20 protein-coding genes and 1 other annotated feature are annotated in these 25146 nt (G+C 29.7%); of the genes, 1 reads left to right on the top strand and 19 read right to left on the bottom strand.

Annotated features, from left to right (window positions below):
- Nucleotides 1–7 precede the first annotated feature (7 nt).
- From aroE to cls, 8 genes are all read right to left on the bottom strand, one after another.
- Nucleotides 8–817, bottom strand: a complete 810-nt coding sequence (gene aroE, locus ACJDTP_RS25505; protein WP_017211218.1) for a shikimate dehydrogenase — start codon at nucleotides 815–817, stop codon at nucleotides 8–10.
- A 15-nt stretch (nucleotides 818–832) separates the two neighbouring features.
- Nucleotides 833–1969, bottom strand: coding sequence for a prephenate dehydratase (gene pheA / locus ACJDTP_RS25500; RefSeq protein ID WP_017211219.1), 1137 nt, complete (start codon nucleotides 1967–1969; stop codon nucleotides 833–835).
- 148 nt (nucleotides 1970–2117) lie between these two features.
- Entirely contained in the window at nucleotides 2118–3191 is a 1074-nt protein-coding gene (aroC, locus tag ACJDTP_RS25495) for a chorismate synthase (RefSeq protein ID WP_017211220.1), read from the bottom strand.
- On the bottom strand, nucleotides 3169–4476 hold the full coding sequence (aroA, locus tag ACJDTP_RS25490; RefSeq protein ID WP_406762804.1) for a 3-phosphoshikimate 1-carboxyvinyltransferase: 1308 nt from the start codon (nucleotides 4474–4476) through the stop codon (nucleotides 3169–3171). The genes aroC and aroA overlap by 23 nt, the downstream gene beginning before the upstream one ends.
- Nucleotides 4477–4562: 86 nt before the next feature.
- Nucleotides 4563–5615: a 3-dehydroquinate synthase gene (aroB, locus tag ACJDTP_RS25485; protein WP_406762803.1), complete on the bottom strand. Its 1053-nt coding sequence runs from the start codon at nucleotides 5613–5615 to the stop codon at nucleotides 4563–4565.
- 127 nt (nucleotides 5616–5742) lie between these two features.
- Nucleotides 5743–6756, bottom strand: coding sequence for a 3-deoxy-7-phosphoheptulonate synthase (aroF, locus tag ACJDTP_RS25480; RefSeq protein WP_023973931.1), 1014 nt, complete (start codon nucleotides 6754–6756; stop codon nucleotides 5743–5745).
- Nucleotides 6757–7343: 587 nt separating this feature from the next.
- Nucleotides 7344–8510, bottom strand: coding sequence for an MFS transporter (locus ACJDTP_RS25475; protein WP_406762802.1), 1167 nt, complete (start codon nucleotides 8508–8510; stop codon nucleotides 7344–7346).
- Between the two features lie 264 nt (nucleotides 8511–8774).
- Nucleotides 8775–10208, bottom strand: coding sequence for a cardiolipin synthase (gene cls / locus ACJDTP_RS25470; RefSeq protein WP_023973933.1), 1434 nt, complete (start codon nucleotides 10206–10208; stop codon nucleotides 8775–8777).
- Nucleotides 10209–10476: 268 nt separating this feature from the next.
- Nucleotides 10477–10695, top strand: a binding site (T-box leader).
- A gap of 164 nt (nucleotides 10696–10859) precedes the next feature.
- On the opposite strand from cls, the gene leuS reads away from it, so the two are divergent.
- Nucleotides 10860–13310 (top strand): leucine--tRNA ligase, encoded by a 2451-nt coding sequence (gene leuS, locus ACJDTP_RS25465; RefSeq protein ID WP_039769914.1) that lies wholly within the window; start codon nucleotides 10860–10862, stop codon nucleotides 13308–13310.
- Nucleotides 13311–13373: 63 nt separating this feature from the next.
- Here leuS and ACJDTP_RS25460 read toward each other — a convergent pair whose 3' ends face one another.
- The 11 genes from ACJDTP_RS25460 to ACJDTP_RS25410 form a co-directional block, all read right to left on the bottom strand.
- The gene (locus ACJDTP_RS25460) at nucleotides 13374–14210 is read right to left on the bottom strand and encodes an HAD-IIA family hydrolase (RefSeq protein WP_039769913.1); all 837 of its coding nucleotides are present in this window, start codon (nucleotides 14208–14210) and stop codon (nucleotides 13374–13376) included.
- A 1-nt stretch (nucleotide 14211) separates the two neighbouring features.
- A complete protein-coding gene (locus ACJDTP_RS25455) occupies nucleotides 14212–15588 on the bottom strand; it encodes a sn-glycerol-1-phosphate dehydrogenase (RefSeq protein ID WP_039769912.1) in 1377 nt (458 codons plus the stop codon).
- Nucleotides 15589–15861: 273 nt separating this feature from the next.
- Nucleotides 15862–16719: a PTS system mannose/fructose/sorbose family transporter subunit IID gene (locus ACJDTP_RS25450; protein WP_406762801.1), complete on the bottom strand. Its 858-nt coding sequence runs from the start codon at nucleotides 16717–16719 to the stop codon at nucleotides 15862–15864.
- Nucleotides 16720–16746: 27 nt separating this feature from the next.
- Nucleotides 16747–17508 (bottom strand): PTS mannose/fructose/sorbose/N-acetylgalactosamine transporter subunit IIC, encoded by a 762-nt coding sequence (locus ACJDTP_RS25445; RefSeq protein ID WP_039769911.1) that lies wholly within the window; start codon nucleotides 17506–17508, stop codon nucleotides 16747–16749.
- 34 nt (nucleotides 17509–17542) lie between these two features.
- On the bottom strand, nucleotides 17543–18022 hold the full coding sequence (locus ACJDTP_RS25440; protein ID WP_406762800.1) for a PTS sugar transporter subunit IIB: 480 nt from the start codon (nucleotides 18020–18022) through the stop codon (nucleotides 17543–17545).
- A 23-nt stretch (nucleotides 18023–18045) separates the two neighbouring features.
- Nucleotides 18046–18462: a PTS sugar transporter subunit IIA gene (locus ACJDTP_RS25435; RefSeq protein ID WP_039769908.1), complete on the bottom strand. Its 417-nt coding sequence runs from the start codon at nucleotides 18460–18462 to the stop codon at nucleotides 18046–18048.
- Nucleotides 18463–18904: 442 nt separating this feature from the next.
- On the bottom strand, nucleotides 18905–21574 hold the full coding sequence (locus tag ACJDTP_RS25430; RefSeq protein ID WP_406762799.1) for a sigma-54-dependent transcriptional regulator: 2670 nt from the start codon (nucleotides 21572–21574) through the stop codon (nucleotides 18905–18907).
- 202 nt (nucleotides 21575–21776) lie between these two features.
- Nucleotides 21777–22463, bottom strand: coding sequence for a response regulator transcription factor (locus ACJDTP_RS25425; protein WP_017211235.1), 687 nt, complete (start codon nucleotides 22461–22463; stop codon nucleotides 21777–21779).
- Nucleotides 22464–22622: 159 nt separating this feature from the next.
- Nucleotides 22623–23858: a sensor histidine kinase gene (locus tag ACJDTP_RS25420; RefSeq protein WP_406762798.1), complete on the bottom strand. Its 1236-nt coding sequence runs from the start codon at nucleotides 23856–23858 to the stop codon at nucleotides 22623–22625.
- A 209-nt stretch (nucleotides 23859–24067) separates the two neighbouring features.
- Complete coding sequence (locus ACJDTP_RS25415; protein ID WP_023973936.1) at nucleotides 24068–24271, bottom strand: hypothetical protein; 204 nt, start codon at nucleotides 24269–24271, stop codon at nucleotides 24068–24070.
- 27 nt (nucleotides 24272–24298) lie between these two features.
- A complete protein-coding gene (locus tag ACJDTP_RS25410; protein WP_023973937.1) occupies nucleotides 24299–24967 on the bottom strand; it encodes a hypothetical protein in 669 nt (222 codons plus the stop codon).
- Between the last annotated feature and the right edge of the window lie 179 nt (nucleotides 24968–25146).

The following is a 25146-nucleotide window of genomic DNA, read 5'->3' as shown; positions in this document are numbered from 1 at the left end:
CTATTATTTATTTAAATTCTTCATTAATATAAGAACTTATCTCTTCACTTATTTCTTCACTTATAGAAAAATCCTGCCATATCTCTTCAGACTTAATTGCCTGATAAATTAGCATTGTGAGACCTCCATATACACTTTTATTAAGCTCTCTTCCCAGCCTTAAGAATTTAGTTTCCTTTGGATTATATACTATATCAATTAATACATTAAAGTTATCTATTACTTTATGACCAACTGGACTAGCATCTACATTAGGATACATTCCTACTGGAGTAGTATTTATAATAACATGTCCTTTTATATGTTCAACTTTCTCATAAGTAACACATTCAATTTTATCATCATATTGCTCATCATTTTTATGAGTCCTAGAAACTAAATATATTTTACTTACACCTTCATCTAATAAGAAAGTAATAATAGCTTTAGCTCCTCCTCCTGTTCCTAATACCATTACGACTTCATCTTTAAGCTTAATATTATTTTTGCTTATTATTTTTCCAAATCCAAAATAATCTGTATTATAACCATATAATTTTTCATTTTTCAGTAAAATGGTATTAATAGCTTTTATTTTTTCTGCTTCTGGTGATATGAAATCCAAGTATTTCATTATCTCTTCTTTATAAGGAATCGTAACATTTACTCCTTTTATCTTAAGTACCTTTAAAGCTTCTGTAAATTTTCCTATATCCTCTTGACCTACCACAAAATCTTTATAAGCGCCCTCGATATTTAACAATGAAAAAACTTTTTTGTGAATAATTGGCGAAATAGTGTGTTTTAATGTTCCTCCTAAAATTCCATAGAACTCCATTTAATCCCTCCTATTTTACTTTATATTTTTCTCATAAGCTCCTAAGAGCCTAAAGTATAAACTATTTTGCTTAATTAATGATAAAGCTTTTGTTACCTGATCTGAGTATGGCTCTCCTTCAAAATCAACATATAAGAAATATTTCCATGGACCGTTTTTCATAGGTCTTGATTCTATCTTAATCATGTTTATATTATTTTCTGCAAAATGACGTAATAGCTTATATAGAGTTCCTGCTTTGTCATCAAGAGAAAATACTACACTCACTTTATCTGCATTAGGATTTTTCTCATTTTCTTTGCTAATAACTACAAATCTTGTAAAATTCTTTGACTGATTATTAATATTTTCTTTTATTACTTCTAAATCATATATACTTGCTACTCTTTTGCTGGCGATAGCTGCTTTTGAGTTATCATTTAGATCATTTATTAACCTAGCACTTGAAGCTGTGCTTTGGAAAGGTATCAATTTCCAATCACTGTGAGTTTTCAAGAAATCTGTACTCTGGCCAAAACCTTGTGGATGTGAATATATTTCTGTTATGCTTTCTAATGTTGTTCCTTTTATCCCCACTAAATTTTGATTTATCTTTATACATACTTCTCCAATTATATAAAATTCATATTGGTATAAGAGATCATATACATCAGAAATAGCACCTGTTGAAGAGTTTTCTATTGGAACTATGCCATAGTCAATTTCTTCATTTTTAACTGCTTCAAAAACTTTTTCGAATTCTTCATAAGCCTTTGCTTCTTTAGTATCTCCAAAATATTTAATCATAGCTTCTTCTGTGAAAGATCCTCTCACACCATAATAACCAATTCTATCTTTATTTATAAACTCTTTAAGCTTAACTGATTTACCTTCAATAACAATTTTTGTGCTTTTTTTATGTTCAATAGACTTAGCTATTTCCATTATTTTTGTATAAAACTCTCTGGCTTCATCCTCATATTCTTTATTTTTAAGATACCCCAAATTTTTTTTTATAACTTGACTTTCTCTATTTTTATCAAAAATCGGTAAATTATTCTGTTTTTTATATTCTCCTACCTTTATTACTATATCCATTCTTTCTTCAAAAAGTCTTGTTATCTCTTTATCTATTTCATCAATCTTATTTCTATAATCATCTATAGCCGCCATTTCATTTCTCCTTACTTAGGAACAATTAAAAAATATTTAATTTCTTTAATGCACCTTAACTCATTCAAATTAACACTTTGCTTTCTTAATACACTATTTGCGATAAAAAACTATATATTAATTAACTTAGAACTATAAATTTTTATTACTAAAGCACTAAATCAAGTATTCCAATTGCTGTTACAGCTTCTATTACTGGAACAGCTCTTTGCACGATACAAGGATCATGACGTCCTTCAATAACAAGCTCTGATTCCTTTTTTTCTGCAATATCTATCGTTCTTTGAATTTTTGATATTGATGGTGTTGGCTTTATTCCAACCTTAAACAGTATTGGCATTCCATTTGTTATTCCACCTGTAATTCCACCATTATTATTTGTGTAAGTTTTTACTTTATCACCGTCATAATAGTATTCATCATTACAATCAGATCCTCTTAATTTGCTCATTTCAAAGCCCTTTCCAAATTCTATTCCCTTAACTGCTGGGACAGAGAACATTAAATGAGCTAAAGTTGATTCAACTGAATCAAAAAACGGATTACCGATTCCCGGATTTATTCCAAGAACAGTACATTCAATAGTTCCACCTACAGAATCTTGTTCTTTCTTCGCTTTCAAAATTGTCTCTCTCATTTCTTCTTCTTTTTCTGAAATTAAAAGTGGTAATTCCTTTGTTTTTAATTCCTCTAAAAGTTCTCTGCTTAATTCTACATCATAAAAACTCTTATCGTGGATATCTCCAATGCTCTTAACATGGGCTCCTATATTAATTCCCTTACTTTCTAACACCTGCTTACATACAGCCCCAGCAAATACTAATGGTGCAGTAATTCTTCCCGAAAAAGATCCACCGCCTCTGTAGTCGTTAAATCCATTATACCTAATGAAACCTGGATAGTCCGCATGACCTGGTCTCATCAAATCTTTAAGTTTTCCATAATCCTTAGAACGCATATCTGAATTTCTAATCACTGCGCAAAGAGGAGTACCTGTAGTTTTTCCTTCAAAGAACCCACTCAAAATTTCTGGTGCATCTGCTTCTTTTCTAGCTGTAGATAAATTACTTTTTCCTGGCGCACGTCTTGCCATTTCTTTCATAACCTCTTCAAGATTAATCTCAACGCCTGAAGGAAGCCCATCAATTGTAATTCCAATTCCAACTCCGTGAGATTCACCAAATATAGAAACCTTTAATTTATTCCCCCACATTCCACTCATCGAACACACCTCCTAAATTCTTAAAATCATCCCAGAATTGAGGGTATGACTTTGAAACACATTCATAATCTTTAAGTATAATAGGTTCTTTACACATGGTTGATGCTATAGCCATAGTCATTGCTATTCTATGATCTTTATGACTCCAAACTTCCACGTTTCCTTTAAGCTCCTTTACCCCTTCAATTATCAATCCTTCTTCTTTTTCAATAATTTTAGCACCTAATTTATTAAGCTCTGAAGTTACAGCTGCTAATCTATCACATTCCTTAATTCTAAGTCTTCCTGCATTTATAATTTCTGTTGTTCCTTCACTTAATGCAGCAACCAATGATACTACCGGAATTATATCTGGACACTGAGAACCATCAATTATAGTAGACTTAAGTCCAAGACTTGCGCTTCCAATTAAACCATTATCTTTATTATTTAATTTCAGTCCCATTCTTTGTAATATGTCAATTACTTCTTTATCCCCTTGAAGAGAATCTAGTTTCAAGTCATTAAGCACAATATTGCTTGAAAGTGCATCAGCACAGAAGAAAAATGCTGCTTGTGAGTAGTCACCTTCAACTCTGTAATCTATACTCTTATAAATTTGATTTCCCTTTATAATAAATTCTTCATAATTATTATTTATAATTTCTACACCAAAGTCTTTAATGGCTCTTAAAGTTAAATCAATATATCCTTTTGATTCCATTTCTGTTGTAATTACAATCTTAGAGTCTCCATCTAAAAGAGGAAGCGTAAATAATAATCCTGTTATAAACTGTGAGCTAATATTCCCCTCCATCTTAAACTCTCCAGCCTTTAATTTTCCTTCAGTCGTTAAATCAAGAATACCATCTTTATAAGAATATTTAATTCCTTGCTTATCAAAAATTTTGTAATAAGTATCTAGTGGTCTCTTTCCTAAATTTCCTCTTCCAACAAATCTATTAACTCCATCAAATAAAGCTGCTATAGGTACTAAAAATCTAAGAGTTGATCCTGACTCGTTGCAATCTATAGTTCTTTGTTCCTTAACTGAATTAGCTTTAATATTTTCTGGACTGTTGATTCCATAAACCTCCAGATAATCTTCTTTTTTTGTTATTTTGGCTCCCAATGATGACATTGCTTCAATTGTAGCAATAATATCATCAGAATAATCTATATTTGTAACCTTACTAACACCATCTCCAAGAGCTGCGCAAATTACTGCTCTATGTGCCATACTTTTAGATGGTGGTATCTTAACTTCCCCACTTAATTTTCCAGGATAAATTTTTAAGTTCCCCATGATTTTACCTCACTTTTTTATTCATTGCTTAAGACATACTCAAAAATAACATATCTGCTTTCTAGCCTATTTTTTCATATACATCATTAACTAAAAAATTCTACATTTGTTTTTTCTAAATATGATTCTCCAATATTTCTTAATAATACTACTTTTAATACATTATCAATATTTTTCTTATCTAATGCTATTGTATCTAAAACTTCCGAGCTATCATCTATTTCAACTTCATAAGGAAGATTGTATTGCACTAGTATCTCTCTTATCTCTTCACTAACGCCTTGATCAGTTAACCCTTTATTTTCTGCACTCTTACTTATTTCATACATTCCTATAGCTACTGCCTCCCCATGTGTAAACTTCTTAAAGTTATAATATGTCTCTATGGCATGACCTAGTGTATGTCCAAAGTTTAGCAGCATTCTCTCTCCAGTATCTTTTTCATCATTTTCCACAACGCATTTTTTTATAAAACAACATTTGTGGATAATTTTTTCTATATTGTTCATAACCTCTTCTTTATTTTTTAAGCTTTTCAAAAAGTAAAAGAATTCCTTATCTTTTATACATCCGTATTTAATAACCTCTGCCATTCCGTCTCTAAAAAATCTTTCACTTAAAGTTTCAAGTACATTTGGATCTATTAAAACTAATTTAGGATGATAAAAACTTCCCACTAAATTTTTACCTCTTTCTAAATCTACAGCAACCTTTCCACCTACGCTGCTATCAACTTGAGCAAGAAGTGAAGTTGGTATTTGAACAAAATCTACACCTCTTAAGAAAGTTGATGCAGCAAATCCTCCAAGATCTCCAATTACTCCTCCGCCTAAAGTTATAATCAAGTCACTTCTTGTAATTTTAAAATTTAATAGTTCATTATATATCAAAGGAAGGGTACTAAACGCTTTAGTTTCCTCACCTGGTTCTAGTTCCATTAGCTTAACATCATATCCTGAGTTAATTAAACATGATTTTATCCTATCTCCATAATGAGAACCTACATTTTTATCAGTTAGTATAAATATCTTTTTACCTTTAGAAACTTTTTGGATTTCCAGATTCACTTCATCAATTAATCCTTTTTTAATTATGATTGGATAACTTCTTTCACCAAGTTCAACAACTAAATCTTCCATTTATAAACACTCCTCTTGTAATTAAACAGTTAGCATCATGACTAAGATTACGTTATGACTCTTTTCTATTTTTTAGATACTTGTAATGAGTAATTGTTAATGCCAACTGTTCTTTAATTTAATAAATTTATATTTCTCTTCCAACAGCCGCTGCAATAACTTTTAACTCTTCCATAAGTTTTGCAAACTTACTTGGCTTTATTGATTGTGGACCATCACATAATGCATTTTCTGGATCATTATGAACTTCAATAATAAGTCCATCTGCTCCAACTGCAACCGCTGCTTTTGCTAGAGGTTCAACCATCCAGTACTTTCCTGCAGAGTGACTTGGATCAATTACTATAGGTAAGTGACTTAATTTTTTAACAGCTGGTACTGCACTTAAGTCTAAAGTATTTCTTGTGTAGTTTTCAAATGTTCTTATTCCTCTTTCGCACAGAATTACATTTTCATTACCACCAGCCATAATATATTCAGCTGACATTAACCATTCCTCTATAGTTGCTGATAAACCTCTTTTTAATAATATCGGCTTGTTAGTTTTGCCAAGTTCCTTTAGTAAATCAAAGTTTTGCATATTTCTAGCGCCAACTTGAATTACATCTACATTTTCAACAAACGTTTCTATATCATAAGGAGACATAAGCTCTGTAACTATTGGCAATCCTGTATTTGCTCTTGCTTTCTTTAAAAGTTCTAACCCTTCATATTTCATTCCCTGGAACGCATATGGTGAAGTTCTTGGCTTAAATGCTCCGCCTCTTAAGAAATTTGCCCCAATTTCCTTAACTTCTTTTGCTATTTCAATGATTTGTTCTTCGCTTTCAACAGAACATGGACCTGCAATCATTGCTATTTTCTTTCCACCAATTTTAACTCCATTAATATCTACTATTGTATCTTCTGGATGAAACATTCTATTTGCTTTTTTGAAAGGTTCTTGAACTTTCATAACTCTTTCAACTATTCCATTAGCTGCAACAACCGAAGGATCTATTGCACTTGTATCCCCAACTAATCCTAAGATACTAACATCTGATCCAACAACTAAGCTCACTGAAACACCCTTTGCTTCTAGTTGTTTTGTCAATCTTTCTATTTCTTCCTGCTTTGCTTTTTGCTTTAATATTACTACCATTTTATATTGCCCCCTTGCACATGTTCAATTATTTGCGAAAAAAAATGGAACTCATGTATAATGAGTTCCATAAAATATCAATGCTGATATATATTACAAACTTATATAAAATATAAAAAACTCATTAAAAAGGTATTTTTCAGTTTTTTGCAAAATAAATAGCCAGCGCTAAAATAAAAGCCCCAGAATGTAAAATAAAAAAAGCTATAAAATTTTTGCATAACTGATTTTACAATATCCTTTTCCATGATTTTCTCCATTTCTAAATTTAATAATTATTTTCACGAACATTAATTACAATATTTACATTTAATCTTTTTATCATTATAACAAACTATATCTAATTGTCAATACAAATTAATACTTTTCAAATAAATGTTGTATTTTGTAATTAAATAATTAAACATATTGTACTTTTATTAACATTAACTCAATAATTAATATATATTTTTTTCACCTTATTATTTTAGTTTTACAGGATTTATTCTAAAAATCTAGTTATAAAACTCCTATATAGATATATTAGTTGGTTAATCCCTTATAAAAAAAACACCTAAATACTAGGTGCTTTTTTAGTTAAATGCTAATTATAATTGCTTAATGGATTGTTTGCTCTTAGGAAGAATCTTAATAGAAACTAGCAAAGAAATTACCATAATTGAGAAACCAACCAGATACATTGCAGTATATCCAAAATTTCTTTGGATTGTACTAAACATATGTGGGTATACAAAGTTAGCTCCTGCTGATCCCAGCACGCTAACAAATGAGTATGTACCAGCAACTAGTTCGTCATCAACTACTTCTCTTATGTATTTAAATAAAAATGTTAAATAACAACCATACATTAGACCATGTAATTGATCCCCTAAAACAACTAAAGGTATTGAACCTGTTGAAAATAAAAGTATTCTAGTAGTTCCTATAAGAAATGCTATTATTAAATATTTCTTAGGCTTTTTATCCTTTAGATACTTTCCTACAAGCATGAATGATATAAATTCAACACATACTCTTGAAAATATTGATTTACTATATATAGAGTTAGCTAGATCCGCATTCCCCGTTATTTCAATTAAATATGTTGAATATGCAAATTCTATTGCGGTATAAGTTCCTATGATTAAGATATTAATTATTCCGAGAATTACTGAATTTTTGTTTTTAAATACAGCAATTAATTTTCCCCTATTTGGATTTCCATCTGCTTCAATATTCTTAAACTTCATAGCTATTAATAATATAACTATACATGACATTATGATTCCTATTATATGCATAGTTTTAAATCCATATTTTAAAATTATAGTTCCACTTAATAAAACTACGCACCCAAATCCTATGGATCCCCATTTTCTTATTTCTGAATACTCTACATTTTTTCTAACTGCTATTTCCTCAACATATACTTCATATACATTTCCAATTGTTTGTACTATAATTCCATAAAGAACTGCATAAAAATATATGATGGTCTTGTTAACAGACATTAAAAATACTATCATTCCAATAAGTGCGCATAAATGTATGATAATAAATCTTTTTTTGTTTTTTCTCATCGAAAACTTACTTACTAAAAATTGCTGGGAAAGAATTGCAAATAATGCTCCTATAGATACTACAGTTCCAACCTGACTTAATGATAATCCAACTACTTGATTCAAATATGGCACATAAAAAGTAGTCACTATACTCGTTACTCCATAATTTATATAAGTAGTCAGGGAATAATAAAACTTTTCTTTGCTTTTCATATAATGCTCCAATCCTAATGAATTAAATATTTCTCCTATTCACTTCTATTATTAAATTTATATATTAAATTATACTCAGTTAAGAAAAAGTTTCCATAACATTAGCAATTTTGTAAAAATAATTATTTAGGTTTCATGAAAAATATTTTTAAAACTCGTTTATTCAATACATATTAGATAAAATACTTAGAGAAATAAAACCACTCTTTTATTTCTCTAAGTAAAAGAGTGGTTTTATCATAATTTTAAATTTCCTATCCTATGCTATAATATAGGAGATACCAATCTAATTAAGGACTCTTTAATTTTGAGAGACAAACTCCTACCATCGTATATTTCCCTAGTTATCTCTTCTGAGCACTCCATGTCCTTTATAAACTGCTTTTCTCCATCCTTTGCAATTCTATCGTCATAAATAAATGCATTAACTTCAAAGTTAAGCTTAAAACTTCTAATGTCTAAATTAGCTGTTCCTATGCTCATTACTAACCCATCAGCTACTATGGTTTTTGCATGAATAAATCCATTTTGATAACTATATATTTTAACACCAGCTTCTAATAATTCTCCCACATAAGAACTTGCTGCCCACTGCATAAAGAAATGGTCTGGTTTTCCCGGTATTATAATCCGTACATCTACCCCTGATAATGCAGAGATTTTTAACGATTCCAATATTGGCGAATCAAGGACTAAATATGGAGTTTCCAAATACAAATTATTCTTAGCATTATTAATTAATTTTAAATAAGCATTTCTTATATATTCTTCCTTATGATCCGGGCCACTAGTTACAATCTGTATTCCAACATCCCCTAAGTCTTTCTTGAATTCTTTTGCATATTTATTATAATCAATTATTTTTTCACCAGATGCATGGCACCAATCCAGTAAAAATCTTTCATTTAATGCATTAACTGCTTCTCCTTCTATTCTTACATGGGTATCTCTCCAAAAGCCAACTTCAGGATCCTCACTTATATACTCTTTCCCAACATTAAAACCTCCAACATAGCCGTACTGACCATCAATAACAACTATTTTTCTGTGATTTCTATAATTTATACGAGTATTTATATGTGGTAAAATTCCTGGAAAAAACAGTGAAAACTTCCCACCTGCATTCAAGTATTCCCTAAGAACTTTTTTTCTTAGCTTGCGTGATCCCATACTATCTAATAACAATCTAACCTCTAATCCACTTTTAACTTTCTTAGTTAGTTCATCAAGTATCTGTTTTCCAATAGTATCTCCTCTAAATATATAATATTCAACATGAATAAACTTTTTAGCATTTTTTATGTCTTCAATTAACTGACTAAATTTTTCTTTTCCATTTACATATACATCAATTTTATTATTAGTAGTGTATTTTACGCCAGAATTATTAAAATTTAGCCTCCTTAAATCAGCAAATTTTTCTCCGCCATCATGACCGTGTCTATTGGATTTATATGTATCGTTTAAGTTCTTTCTCTTCTTTTCATCAAACTTTATTTTTTCTTTAAAAATCTTTTGCCTGCTTAGATTTTGACCAAACATGATGTAAATCACAAATCCAAGGCCAGGTAAAATCATTAATATTAAGATCCATGCCCATGTTGTTGTAGGATCTTTTCTTTCTATAAACACTAATGATAAAGAAAAAAGTATATTTAAAACTAAAGTTATAACTGTTAAGCCTAAAAGTATGTTCATTGATTCACATCCCTATATTAAACTCTTTCCTATTCTAATATTGTATCATAATAACTCATTCTAAAAAAAATATTATTTGCTTTTTTTGAGATAATATTACTTATAGTAAAAATTAATTTCATTTTTGATTAGGAAAACTACTGCTAATATTATTCCAAATATTGCATAAACAATAAGTGGTAATAAGTTTTTACTATTAAACACATATATATAAGTCAACTTCTTGACTTTTTTTGATTTCTTAATATATAATATTATTAAAATTTTATATTGTGCGATGAATAGGAGTATTAGTAATAATTATATCTTAAAGAGAGCTGTTGTTTGGTGTAAAATAGCGTTATATTATTATGAACTTGCCTAGGAGCTTACTTGTTAAAAGCAAGTACGGTAGACCCGTTAAAATAATAAGTGAGAAGGATAAATTTGTTTTTTTATCTCTTCTAATTAAGAGTGGTACCACGGAAATTATGCTTTCGTCTCTTTGTTTTAGAGATGAGAGCTTTTTTTAATTTATCCATTATCAGTGCATAGATCTAATATTTTAATTAAAATTTTGTTTTAATAACATATTTTTCAATTATTATAAGCATTTTTCTTTTATATGCATTATATTGTGCATTTTACATTAAAATTATAGGAGGCTATATCATGGCAAATTACGGAACAAAAATTGATGAAAAGTGGCAAAAATTTTGGGAGGAGAATGAGGTTTATAAATTTAATCCTGAAAATTCAGGTAAAAAACTCTATACATTAGAAATGTTTTCTTATCCATCAGGCGCTCAATTACATGCTGGTCACTGGTTTAACTATGGTCCAACAGATTCATGGGCAAGACTTAAGAGAATGCAAGGATATAATGTATTTCAACCAATGGGATTTGATGCCTTTGGATTACCTGCTGAAAATTATGCTATAAAAACTGGAATTCATCCTCAAGATTCTACTTTAAAGAATATTGAGACAATGGAAAAACAATTGAAATCTATGGGTGCTATGTTTAATTGGGAAAACGAAGTTGTTACTTGTCTTCCTGATTATTATAAATGGACTCAGTGGCTATTCTTGAAACTTTACGAGAAAGGTCTAGCTTACAGAAAAAAAGCGCCTGTAAATTGGTGTCCATCATGCAATACAGTATTAGCTAATGAACAAGTTGTTGATGGTGTTTGTGAAAGATGTAGTACTGAAGTTACAAAGAAAGATCTTACTCAATGGTTCTTTAAAATAACTGAGTACGGCGATGAATTACTTGATAAATTAGATGGTTTAGATTGGCCTGAAAAAACAAAGTCTATGCAAAAGCACTGGATTGGAAGATCTTATGGTGCAGAGGTTACTTTCAAAGTTAAGGGTTCAGATTTGAAATTCGATGTATTTACTACAAGAGTTGATACTTTAAACGGTGTTACTTATGTAGTTCTAGCTCCTGAAAACAAATTAGTTGATGAGTTAACTCTTCCAGAGTATAAGGCTGCTGTTGAAGAATATAAGGAAGCTGCTGCAAAGCAATCTGAAATTGAAAGACAATCCGTTTCAAAAGAAAAGACAGGAGTATTCACAGGATCTTATGCTATTAACCCTATTAATGGAAAAATAGTTCCTATTTGGATTTCTGATTATGTATTGGCTACTTATGGTACAGGATGTGTTATGGCAGTTCCTGCTCATGATGAAAGAGATTTTGCTTTTGCAACAAAATTCAATTTACCAATCGAAAGAGTTATAACGGATAAAGAAAATACTAATCCAGACCTTCCATATTGCGAATATGGAGTACTTGTTAATTCAGGAAAATTCGATGGATTAACAACTGATGAAGCTAAAAAGAAAATCGTTGAAGAATTAGAAAAAGATGAATTAGGAGCAATGAAGAAAAACTTCAGATTAAGAGACTGGCTAGTTTCAAGACAAAGATATTGGGGTGCTCCAATTCCTGTTATATACTGTGATGATTGTGGAATAGTTCCAGTACCTGAAAAGGATCTTCCAGTGAAACTTCCTTACAATGTTGAATTTACACCAGATGGTAAATCACCATTAGGTAAATGTGAGGATTTTGTAAATACAACTTGTCCTCATTGTGGGAAGCCTGCAAAGAGAGAAGCTGATACTTTAGACACTTTTGTATGTTCATCTTTTTACTATTTAAGATATGTAGACAATAAAAACGATGATGCACCTTTTGATTCTGAAAAAGTCAACAAAATGCTTCCTGTAGACAAATATGTTGGTGGACCAGAACATGCTTGCATGCATTTATTATATGCTAGATTCATAACAAAAGCTTTAAGAGATATGGGATATTTAAACTTTGACGAACCATTCTTAAGCTTAACTCACCAAGGATTGATATTAGGACCAGATGGACTTAAAATGAGTAAATCAAAAGGAAATACTATTTCTCCTGATGATTATATTAAAGAATATGGCGCTGACGTATTTAGAATGTACTTAATGTTTGGATTTGGTTATACTGAAGGTGGAGCTTGGAGCGACGACGGAATAAAATCTGTTGGAAAATTCGTGGATAGAATTGAAAGAATCCTTGAAAATTGCAGAAATATAATAAATTCAAATGAGAGCACTAAGGATTCTATTGATTCAGCTGAAAAAGAATTAAACTTCTGGAAACATAATACTATTAAAGGTGTTACTGAAGACGGAGATAAAATGCAATTTAACACTGCGATAGCAAGACTTATGGAGCTTACAAATGCTCTTAATAAGTACACTCAAGAAAATATTAAAAACGCAAACTTCTTAAAAGAAACTATAGTTGATTTCATAAAACTACTTGCACCATTTGCTCCTCACTTTGCTGAAGAGCAATGGAGCTTACTTGGAAATAATTCAACAATCTTTAATGAAAAATGGCCAGAATTTAACCCTGCTGCTTTAGTTAAAGATGAAGTCGAAATTGCGATCCAAATAAATGGTAAAATAAAAGCTAAAATCATGGTAGCTTCTAATTTAGATGAAGAAGGTATAAAAGCTGCTTCATTAGAAAATGAGACTATTAAAGAAAATACTGAAGGTAAAACTATAGTTAAAGTGATTGTAATTAAAGGAAGACTTGTTAATATAGTTGTGAAATAAAAGAGTGGCCACTTGGCCACTTTTTTATTTATGACTTTTCCTTATTCCTACTTATCCCCTTGCTTAACTATCAAAATTTATACTATTAAATATTCCTCCAATCTCCTTAAGTGAATTAAATATTAAAGTCGGTTGTATTTCAGATTCCTTTAGATCTTTCATTTGAGTTTCCCCTGTCAAGACTAGAATTGTAACTGCCTTATTGCCTTTTCCTATAGCAATATCTGTATATAACCTATCTCCTACAAAAGCGACTTCTTCTTCTTTAAGTTCCATATTCTTAAGTATATAATTTAAAGTATAAGGAGACGGCTTACCAAAAAATGTAGGTTTCACTCCTGTAGATGCAGTAATCATTGAGCATATAGATCCGCAATCAGGCATAAAACCATTTTCTATAGGACAGTTGAAATCTGGATTTACCGCCAAGAAAGTAGCTCCATTTCTAATAAAGTCACATGCTTTTGAAACATTTTTATAGGCTAATGAAGTATCAAATCCTGCTACGACCACATCTGCATTTTCTTCTACTATATTAATATTTGAATTCACAAAATCTTTTTTTAAATATTCATTGCCTAAAACAAATACTCTTTTATTTTGAAATTCTCTTTTTATATAATCAATTATTACTTCATTAGATATCATCATCATGTCATTCTTTACATCATAGCCCATATTAGTTATTTTTTTTATATAAAACTCAGCATTTTTTGAAGAATTGTTTGTAAAGAATTTAAACTTTATATTATTTCCATCTAATATTCTTAGGAATTCTATAGATCCATCTAATAGTGTGTTACCTAGGTATACTGTTCCATCTAAATCAAGAATAAAACATTTTATTTTTTTTAATAATGTTCTCTCATCTTCTTTTATATCTAAATATTTATTTAACATGCTATACCCTCTCAGCTAAATAATTTTTAATCTTATATGAAAATTCATCTAGTAAATCCAAATCACCTAAAAAGCTTAATATTGTATATCTTGGCCTAACCTCTTTAGCCATAACTATTGCATCTAACATTATTTTAAGCTCAATTCCAACATCCTCTGGTTCAGCTGCTGCGCCAACTCTTTTGAGAATTGCTTTTATTTCCTCTGCTGTCGGAATATCTTTAATAACATCTTTTATTTCATTAATATTTTCTCTAATGCTGCTAATTCTTTCTAATCTGCTTTCTATAGAATTCCTTTTTTCTTTTGCGGCTGTTTTAATAATTTCAGGTGCTGCTTTCCCATAAAATTGTTTAATATTTTTCTCCCATTGGTCCTGATCAAATAACTTAGCACTATTAATAGCTTGATCAAAATTAAGTTCATATTCAGATAAGATTTCACGTAATTTCGTAGTTATGATTGTAGATATTCCCACCTTTGTTCCATGAAGTACAGCTTTTTTGCCTTCAAATAAAAACATCATTTCTAGATAATGAGCTAAATGATGTTCTGATCCCGAAGCAGGTCTTGAATTGCCAACAAAGCTCATAGCAATTCCAGTTAGAACTAATGCTTCCATTAGATTTTTTATTGCTGTTTCATCTCTATTTATCATTTTCTCCGAATTATCCATACATTTTTGTATAGAATCCTCTACCATTTTAACTGTTACATCACAATAATATTCTTTATTTATAATCTTGCTGAGTTTCCAATCATTTAATGCAGAATACTTTCCAACAATATCACCAAATCCAGCTAGAATCATTTCCATAGGCGCATCTTTTAGTATATTAACATCTCCGATAATTGCTTTAGGAACATCAACTTGATAAGTAGTTTTAAGATTTTCAACTATTAATGCAGAACCATTTGATGCAAAACCATCCATAGATGGTGCAGTAGCCACAATAACTGATGAAATATCTAATTTATGACTAATAAATTTGCCTAAATCATTTAATGTACCTGAGCCTATTGTTAAAATAACATCTACATCTTTATCAAATTGCATAAATAGTTTACCTAAAGCACTTTCATCAGGAACAAGGTCATCCTCTGGTTCAAATATAAATTTTTTATACTCAAATTTTCCTTCTTTCAATGCAGTCTCAACTTGATTTCCAGCTGCTTTATAAGTATTTTTATCCGCTACAACTAATGAATTTTTAAATCCTAGATCTCTTAATATATCAGGCACTTTTTTAATTGCATCTTTTTCTATTAATACACGTTCTAAACCTATATTATGTGCTTTACCACATGTGCATTTTAACCCACTTTTTAAAAAATCATCTATTTTTAAATCACTGACATTGTTTATATTTAACTCCATGCATATCACTTCCTAATTAATATTTTTGCTTAATTAACAATGCGTATGTTGCAATATTGGGCATATGTCTGAAAATCTTTATACATAGGTAACTTAATATAGTTATAATGAAGCTCAAAATTGCAACATACATATTTATCTGATGTCTAGCCGCTGTAACACTCCCTCTTCTATAAGTGGGAGATAACAGCGGCACGACCCTAGATAAGTTCAACTAAGATTCAGATGGGGATCAAACCCCACCTGAATCAAGTTTCACTTGATTTTTATTAATTAAAATATACCTAAAGCTCCTAAAATAGCTCCTGCAAGTATAAGTACAACCATTAATTTAATTGGAGATGTCCCTCTTCTTACCATTTTTAACACAATTAATGTTAGTGCAAACGGTATCAAGCCGGGCATTAGTTTATCTAATAAATCTGTTTGCAAACTAAATTTAACTTCTCCCATATTAAAACTTAAATTAGTTTGTAAAGTAATGAATCTTCCAACTAGCCCTCCCATTACTAGAGTTCCGAGTACTGATGCAGTCTCAATAACTTTATTAATTTTTCCACCTTGTAGTATTTGTTCTACCGCTTTCTTACCAAGATTATATCCACTCATCCATAGACTTAATGAAATACTAGTCATTATTACATATTGAGCTATTAAAAATATAATTGGACCAAAAATATTCTTAGTATTTGTAATTCCTATACATATTGCAAGCAAAATAGGTGTAATAATTCCCTGTGTCAATGTATCACCAACACCTGCAAGTGGCCCCATTAATCCTGTTTTTATTGCATTAAAACCTTCATCATTAATTGGATTACCACTAGCTTTCTCCTCTTCCATGGCTATAGTAATACCATGTATAACTGATCCACAAATAGGTTCTGTATTAAAAAATGCTAAATGCCTTTGTACCGCTGCTTTTTTATCTTCGTTATTTTTATATAATTTCTTTATTACAGGTAACATGGAGTGTGCAAAAGCCGTAGCTTGTAATCTTTCGTAATTATAATTTGATTGTGCGAAAAAAAACCATCTAATCCATGACTTAATTACATCTCTTTTATCTAAAACTTTAGTTTTATTATCATCAATTGATTTATTTTCAGGTATAATCTTTATATTTGACATGTATATTCCCCCCTTGTAAATTTTCTTCTATGCATTATTAGGTGATGAATTATTGCCTTTTATTGCAGTTACAGTTAATGCGATTACTAATCCTATTATAGAAATGATAACTATATCAAGTTTAAAGTATACTGACATTATGATCCCTAGTACAAAAAATGGCATTGTAAATGAGTTTCCTATTAGTTTTAAATTCATTGCAATACCTAGTGCTGGTAACATTGCTCCTATTACATTAAATACATGCAATACACTATCATTCATAACACTTAACATTCCAGACACTGCATCTGGACCAAAATATACTACTAATGTAGCTGGTATAAAACTAAGTAAAAATAACACTATTTGCGGTGGTATTGTATTTATGAGACTAAGTGAATCTATATTTCCCTTTTCTACCTCTCTATCAGCCCAATGAACAAAAAATGAGTTGATTGTCATTTTTCCTATCCATAATACTGTAGCTATAGTTCCAAGTGGAACTGCGATTGCCATAGCAGTTGATACATCTAAACCAGAAGTTATAGCTAATGCAGTACCTGCATATCCTGCAAATGATGGATCCCCCATTTGAGCTCCACCTGCTGATATAAATCCTAAATATATAACATTTATACCTGCACCTATTAATGCTCCCTCTAAAGGTTGTCCTAATATTATTCCTGTTATTAGTCCTGCTACTAAAGGCCTATTAAATGTAAAAAATCCAACATAAGTAAACCATGGACTCCATGAAATATAGTAAAATAACCCTATTAATACCGCTTGAAAAATCGTAACATGCATATAAATTCCTCCTAAATTATAATTTAATTATTAATTATTTCTTTAATAATTTATCTAATGCTATTTGTTTTGCATCAGGAACAATTTGCATAAAAACATTCACACCACATCTTATAAGCTCTATAAATGCTTCTCTTTCTTCATCAGAAACTGAAATATTTTTATATAATTGTTTTCTTCCTTGCCTTGCACCCATTCCTCCAAGATTTAACTCCTTAATTCCAATTCCTGCTTTTACAAGGCTAAGGACAGTCATAGGAGCTTTAACTAAAACCAATATTTTCTCACCATCGTCATCTTTATTTAAAATTTCAACTGCATCATCTACTCCATATATCTCCACTTTAAGTGAACTAGGTGCTGCAGATTTTAGAACCATTTGCATAAATGAATCTTGTGCTACTACATCGTCTACTACTATAATTTTAGTTGCCTTTGTAATTTTAGACCATGCAGTTGCAACTTGACCATGAATTAGCCTATCATCAATTCTTGTAAGAACAATATTTAACATATATAATCTCTCCCTTTTTTGATTTATTTTAATAATGTATTTAATTCATTAAATAATTCTTTTACTCCCATAACTCCTGCTTCCATGCAATGCCTAGTCAATTCATCTAACTCATAAGATTCTCTCATAGTAATTGCCTCAAGTAACATAGGTAAATTAACGCCTGTTATACATTTAAATTTAATATCACTTACTTTATTTGAATTTAAAGCAACAACATTATAAGGACTTCCACCTAACAGATCTGCCAGTACTAAAACACCTTGACCACTTTCTAATAATTTAATTGATTCTCTAACTTTGTCTCCTAGTACTTCGATACTATCTCCATGTTCAAGTCCTAAAGTTAATATCTTATCTTGTTTTCCTACAATAAGCTCAGCACTTTTTAATATTTCTTCTGAAAATTTTCCGTGAGTGACGAGTAAAATTCCTATCATAAGATTCACCTCCTCTTGTTTTTCTTTATCCGATAGCTAGCATCTGTAACACTCCCACTTCTTAAAGTGCGAGATAACGGCTGCACGCTCCTGGATAAGTCAAACTAAATTCAGCTGAAGTATAAAACTCCACCTGAAAAGTTTCACTTTATGCCTTATATACAAGCAACTATCGTGCCAATAATTAACTTAAAGTGTCTCACTATATATAGCATAATATTTGACGCCTTCTAAACACTATGTCCTTACACATTTTTTAGTTAATACAATATTTTTCATCATAAGAAAACTTATTTATTGGATAATTTAATATTTAGAAATCAGCATATGTATTCAATGTGTATTTAATGTGTATTTAAGAAAAGTCTAAATGTAAATACACATTTAGACTTTTTAATAGTATTATTATATTTTTATCAATTACAGTAACTTTAGCTTACTGCTAAATCTCTTCTTCACTTTTAATATTATTTAAATCAAAATTAATATCCACCATTTCAACTATATATGCTAGTTCACTGTTAGGAATGTGTATTCCAAATACTTCTTCTACTAAAATAAAATTATTTTTTATAACCTCAAAAAGTTGCTCTTTTGCAGATTTGATTTTGGAAAATTTTTTATATGGCAATGTCTCATTTCTTATAACTCTTTCAATCATACATGAACAATGAAATAAAAATTTAATATACATAGCATCATCAATTTCTTTATTATAAACAGACGCTATATTTTTTAAAACTTCATCTAACGTTTTAGACGCTTTTTTAGCACTTAAAAAAGTTAATATTTCTTCTAGCATATTCACAGCATAATCTCTACAATTTGTATTTTCTGGTTCAACTTCCATAGGTGGATTACTTAATTTTATGCTATCTCCAATTAATGAGCTTACATTTTTTACACTTTCAACTAATATATCCATAGTTATATCAGGCATCATTGCTTTTCTAGCCGCTTCAATAACCATTGGAGTGCTAACCATTTTCAACGTTTGTGTTTTTATACCAGTTTTTTCTGTAATTACATCTGAGAATGTGGTTAGTGATCCCATGTCTACTAGTAAAAGAACGCCTCCTTCACAATCCATTTCCTTAACCATATCTATAGCCTTATTTAGGGCTATCTCCACCTTTTCTTCCAATGGCATATCCAATGCATGAATGCAGTTGCAGCCTAAAAGTGTCTTTGTAACTTCTACCATATTCGTTGCAGTCCCATTCCCATGAGCAATAACTAAAACTTGAATATTTCCATATGCTCTTTTTGTATTTACTGAATATAAAAACATAGTTATAAATGCTACCTCATCATTAGGCACTTTAATTAGAAATTGTTTTTCAATTTTCAATTTTATTCTTTCAGCTATATTGTATTCATTTATATGCTCCCTATAAGAACTTTCTATATTTGGATAAATTGTTACATTTCCTAATTTCAAACGTTCTATAAGGGTTTCAATATGCAGCGCCAGGCTATAAATTAACTTTGTATCTGTACTAGTAGCGAAATAATCTTCATTTTCAAAAAATGATTCTTCTATAATATTAACGATTTCAGGAGTTACAATTTTTGATAAAACTTCTTTATTTATAGTTAAATTTTGAGACTTTTCTGATAGCGGTGAGTTATTAAAACGATCTCGAATTTGACTATTTATATTCTCCCTAATTTGATTTACAGACAAGCCATCTTCATAAAATTTTTGTGCTCTTTCTAACATAACATCATAGAAGTCTTCTTCAGTATTATATTTATCATAAAGTAGTAAGCCATTTAAGTTATCATCAAATTCCTCATTGGAACTATTAAATGTTATAGACTCAAAGTCATTTAAATCAAAATATTTAAAAAGTTCTCGCCTTTTATCCTCAATTGTAAATAATCCTTCTTTAAAGCGCTGTGAAAGCTGGGATAACTTCACGTGTACGTATTTTTGATCTTGTGTTATATATTCAACAAATGCATTGGCACAAATAAGCTGGATATCATTTTTCAGTTGGCCTATGTTGCCTGGACATTTATAAAGCAGCAGCACTTTTAAAACTTCTTTCGATACTTTTAATTGAGCTTTAATTTTAAGACACTCGTTTTTAAAAAATTCATAAATAAGTTTCATTCTCTCTTTTAAGGAACGTTCATCTAAACTTGGTAGTTTAATAGTTACTGGAATTCTTCTTAAGAAAGTACTTAGTATAGTCGATTTAGGCTCTTCAGTAGTAGCTGCTATAAACAATATATTAGCTCTTCTTGTATTTTCAGATTCTCCTAATCTACGATAGCTGCCTCTATCAATTAATGAAAATAACATTTCTTGCCCCTCAGGTGGTAAACGATGAACTTCATCTAAAAATAGAATTCCGTTATTAGCTTCATCTATTAATCCCTTTTTTTCTTTATCAGCTCCTGTAAATGCCCCCTTCGCATGTCCAAACAGATGTGATAATAATAATTGAGAATTTTCTGCATAATCTGCACAATTGAAAATAACATATGGTGCGTTAGTTTCGAGTGTCCCTACATTTATAGCATATCTATACATCATTTCTGCAAAAGTAGTTTTTCCAACCCCCGTGGGCCCAATTAATAATGTATGTAAGCCATTGGTTGGATATAATATTGCTGCTTTTGCCTGTTTAATTTGTGATTTTAAAGAATCCCTATTTCCTATTATATTTTCAAATATATCCCTAGTTTTGATTTTTGTATTTCCCAAATTACTATTAACTTCATTATTATTATAACTTTCTATTATATTCTTATTTTGCGACTCTAAATTCAGCTCTTTATTTATAATTTTTCTAAAGAAATTATATTCTTTTATTATTGGTTCATTTATCTCTATTTTATAGGTAGCTTCTAGATAATCCTTATCTAAATATAATACAGGCTTGCCCAATATCTTAATTGCTTTACCTTCATTTACAAGACAGTTTAATTCTTTACTAACATTATTTCTTGATATTTTTAGTTCTTCAGCTATATAACTTGCTTCAAATCCTATTTTCTCTATTAAGTCATTATCAAAAGCTGCTTCTGCTGTAAGTTGCTTTAGCCTTCCATATACTCTATCTTTTCTACTCAATTTATTATTTTCCGGTTTTATAATCATACAATAGCCCAATCCCTTTTAACATAATTATTCATCAAATTATTTCTACATATTGTAATATATGTATTACCACTCTTATATAATTCTAAATTTAAATTATAATTATATCTTAATTATAATTATCAAAAACTCTCCTCGTTAGCTCTAACTCCAAATTATGTGGTTTAACTCCAGGCAAATCCAAATAAATCAATATTGAAACTTATGAATTAAATCTATATCCTGTTCCCCAAAGGGTTTCAATATACTCTGGATTTCCTGGATCTTTTTCTATCTTCTTTCTTAACTTTTGTATATGGACTGCCACAGTTGCTGTATCTCCGTAATAATCATCTCCCCATATTCTATCGAATAATTGATCTTTAGTGAAAACTATATTTGGATTAGAAGCTAAAAATACCATAAGCTCATACTCTTTTGTAGTAAGAATAACCTCTTTTCCATTTACAAAAACTTTATGTGAATCTGTTCTTATCTCCAATGCTTTATGGCTAATAATATTGAGTTGGGGTCTATTTCCTGATAATCGCTCATATCTAAGCATATGAGACTTTATTCTGGCTACTAATTCTGCAGGACTAAAAGGTTTTGTTAAATAATCATCTGCACCAAATCCTAACCCCTTTATTTTATCAATATCCTCACTTCTTGCTGATACTATTATTATAGGTATTTCATATTTTTCTCTAACTTCTCTTACTATTTCATACCCGTCTTTACCTGGTAGCATTAAATCAACTATTATAAGATCATATGTACCAATAAGAGCTTTTTTTAATCCTTGAATACCATCCTGAATTATTTCCACTTTATAACCATTTAATTGAAGATACTCTTTTTCTAGTTCAGCGATATTTATATCATCTTCTATAATTAATATTTGTTTCATATGCTTCCTCCTCTTTATTATTTATGCTCTTAAATGACACACTGTCAGATATATATGATCCGTATCACTATTTAATCACGAAATAACATCTAAACACTCCTTAGCATTGTACCCCTTGTTGGTATAAATTCAGCTATAGTTCTCTCCATCTGAAAAACTTCACTTTATTGGTATCTCTATAGTAAACGTACTTCCTTTCCCCATTATACTTGATGCATAAATCTTTCCTCCATGAGCTTCTACCATTTCCTTTGCAATTGCAAGTCCTAAACCCGTACTCATAAAGTCTTTGGTACGTTCTGTATCTATACGGTAAAATCTATTAAATATATTTGAAAGTTTATCTTCTGGAATCCCAAGACCATTATCTTTAATTTCTATCTTAATCCATTCATTATTATTACTTAATTCTACTTTAATTATTGAATCTTTTTGCCTTCCATATTTTATAGCATTCCCTATAACATTCCTAATAACTTGATATATTCTTTTTCCATCTATGTTAATTTCTAATTCTTCCGACAACCTATCTTCAAATTTAAATTCAATATCCTTTTCTTTAAGAACAAAATCAAACTCTTCCATAAGATCACTCATAAATGCCTTAAATTTAACTATCCCAAAATTAAAATCTAATTTTTGCATATCTAATTTTGAAAATAAAAACAAATCATCAATAAGGTTATTTATATAAGTAGTATTATTATGAATTATATTTAGATAATTGTTCACTTTATCTGGTGAAGTAACAACACCATCCACTAAGGCTTCAATATATCCATTAATTGAAGTAATTGGTGTTTTTAAGTCATGGGAAATATTAGCTATCAATGCTTTTCTATTTTCTTCATATTCAAGTTTCATCTCTTCAGATTTTTTTAAGGTTTCAGCCATCTTATTAAAATCATATATTAAAATTCCTATTTCATTATATACGTCGTTATCAATTTTCACATCATAGTTACCTCTGGCTATCTGTTCAACACCATCTTTTAACTTCTCTATAGGTTTCATAATTCTTTTTTCCATTCTCAAAGTTATATATATATGAGAGCTTTGATGAATAATAAAAATTATTGCAAAAAATATAGTAATTGCCTTTACATCTACAAATTTAAATATGGAAAAAACAAGTAACATGCTTATTAAAATTCCCGTTGGACGCATCCATCTTAAATATCTATGTATCCTATTAAATTCATTAAATTGTTTATGATGAGAATTATGATGTATTTTTTGATGCTCATAAACTAACTCGTAACGCATTTTATTTAACTCTTTGAGTTTTTCAAAAAATTCCCGATGTTCTTCATCAATTCTATTATGAAAATGAGAATAAACTCTTCCTCTAAACCTTCTAATGCTTTCCACCACCTTAAAATAAATTTCTACCATTGTAATGATTATAACATTCAAATTAACTTTTAATAAATTAAATTAAAACCGACTATTAATAATTCTAATAAAATTATTCTATGATATACTTAAATTTTGATTTGGAACAGAGTTCCTTATTTACTTATTTATTTATAAATGAAAATCTCTAAATAATTGAATTTTACATCAATAATTTAGAGATTTCTGAATTTCAACCCCTCTTTACATTAAGAAATACTCATTTTTCTTAATAGATTTTTCACATCAGTTGCATATATATATTTATCATCTTCTTTAATCATCACTCTAGTGCAACATTTAAAGCATTTATTATCACAATTCGTTGTCTCAAATTGAATTCCTCTACTATTTAGAGCTTCAACTAATTCATTATACTTTCTAGTGTTAGTACAAATAAGATATTTGGGCATTTACTACTATCTCCTAACTTAATTAATTTACCAAACTAAATCTAGTGATCCATTTACAGCATTTTCGCCTTTAGAAGAAATTTCTACTTTCTCAACTTCATTATCTTTATTTGCATATATTTTTAATATAGCATCGCTGTTTTCAGAACATAATAATTCTTTTATAAATTTATGATGCTTATGGAAACCTCTATCATCACTTTCCTTCATTTGTCTTATATGCTCCATTATCTTTTCTTCATCCATTCCTTTATGGCATTCTTTATGAATGTCCTTGATTTCTTTAAATACCTCTTTCAATTCTAAAGAAATAATAGCCTTTTCATCTTTTTCTTCTACTTGCACATTATTTAATAAATTTAATATAAACGTAACTTTTGAAAGTCCTCCTTTTATTCCACCGTGACCGTGCATATTCATTCCATGATTATGCATTCCTCTATGAAATCCATGATGCGGGCACTCCTTTATATTAAATTCAGAATTACTATCATGTTTTACTTTTTTGCCTTCAGCATCTAAATCAACACTTATGTTAGCTTTTGTTTCCCCACTTTTAGTATCAGTTTCAAATTCATTAGAAAATGATAATACTTTTACATCTCCTTTAGTTGCTTCCAATTTTACGCTTCCTTTAAACACTTCTTTTTCCTTCATAGTTTTAAATACATCATATAATACTTTAATTTTATTCATTTATAACGCCTCCCAATATTTTCAAAGATTTATTCCCTTGCTTGTTATGAATTCATTATAAAATCTAATTTTAAAAATCTTTTAAAGCAATTATAAAAATTTTAATCGAGTAGGAGGAAAACAATTATTTTGTTTTCCGACCTCTCACACCACCGTACGTACCGTTCGGTATACGGCGG

Source organism: Candidatus Clostridium helianthi (genome assembly GCF_045310795.1).
GTDB lineage: Bacteria > Bacillota > Clostridia > Clostridiales > Clostridiaceae > Clostridium > Clostridium helianthi.
Note: the sequence above shows the minus strand (reverse complement) of the source record. Positions and strands in the feature narration are given on the sequence as shown.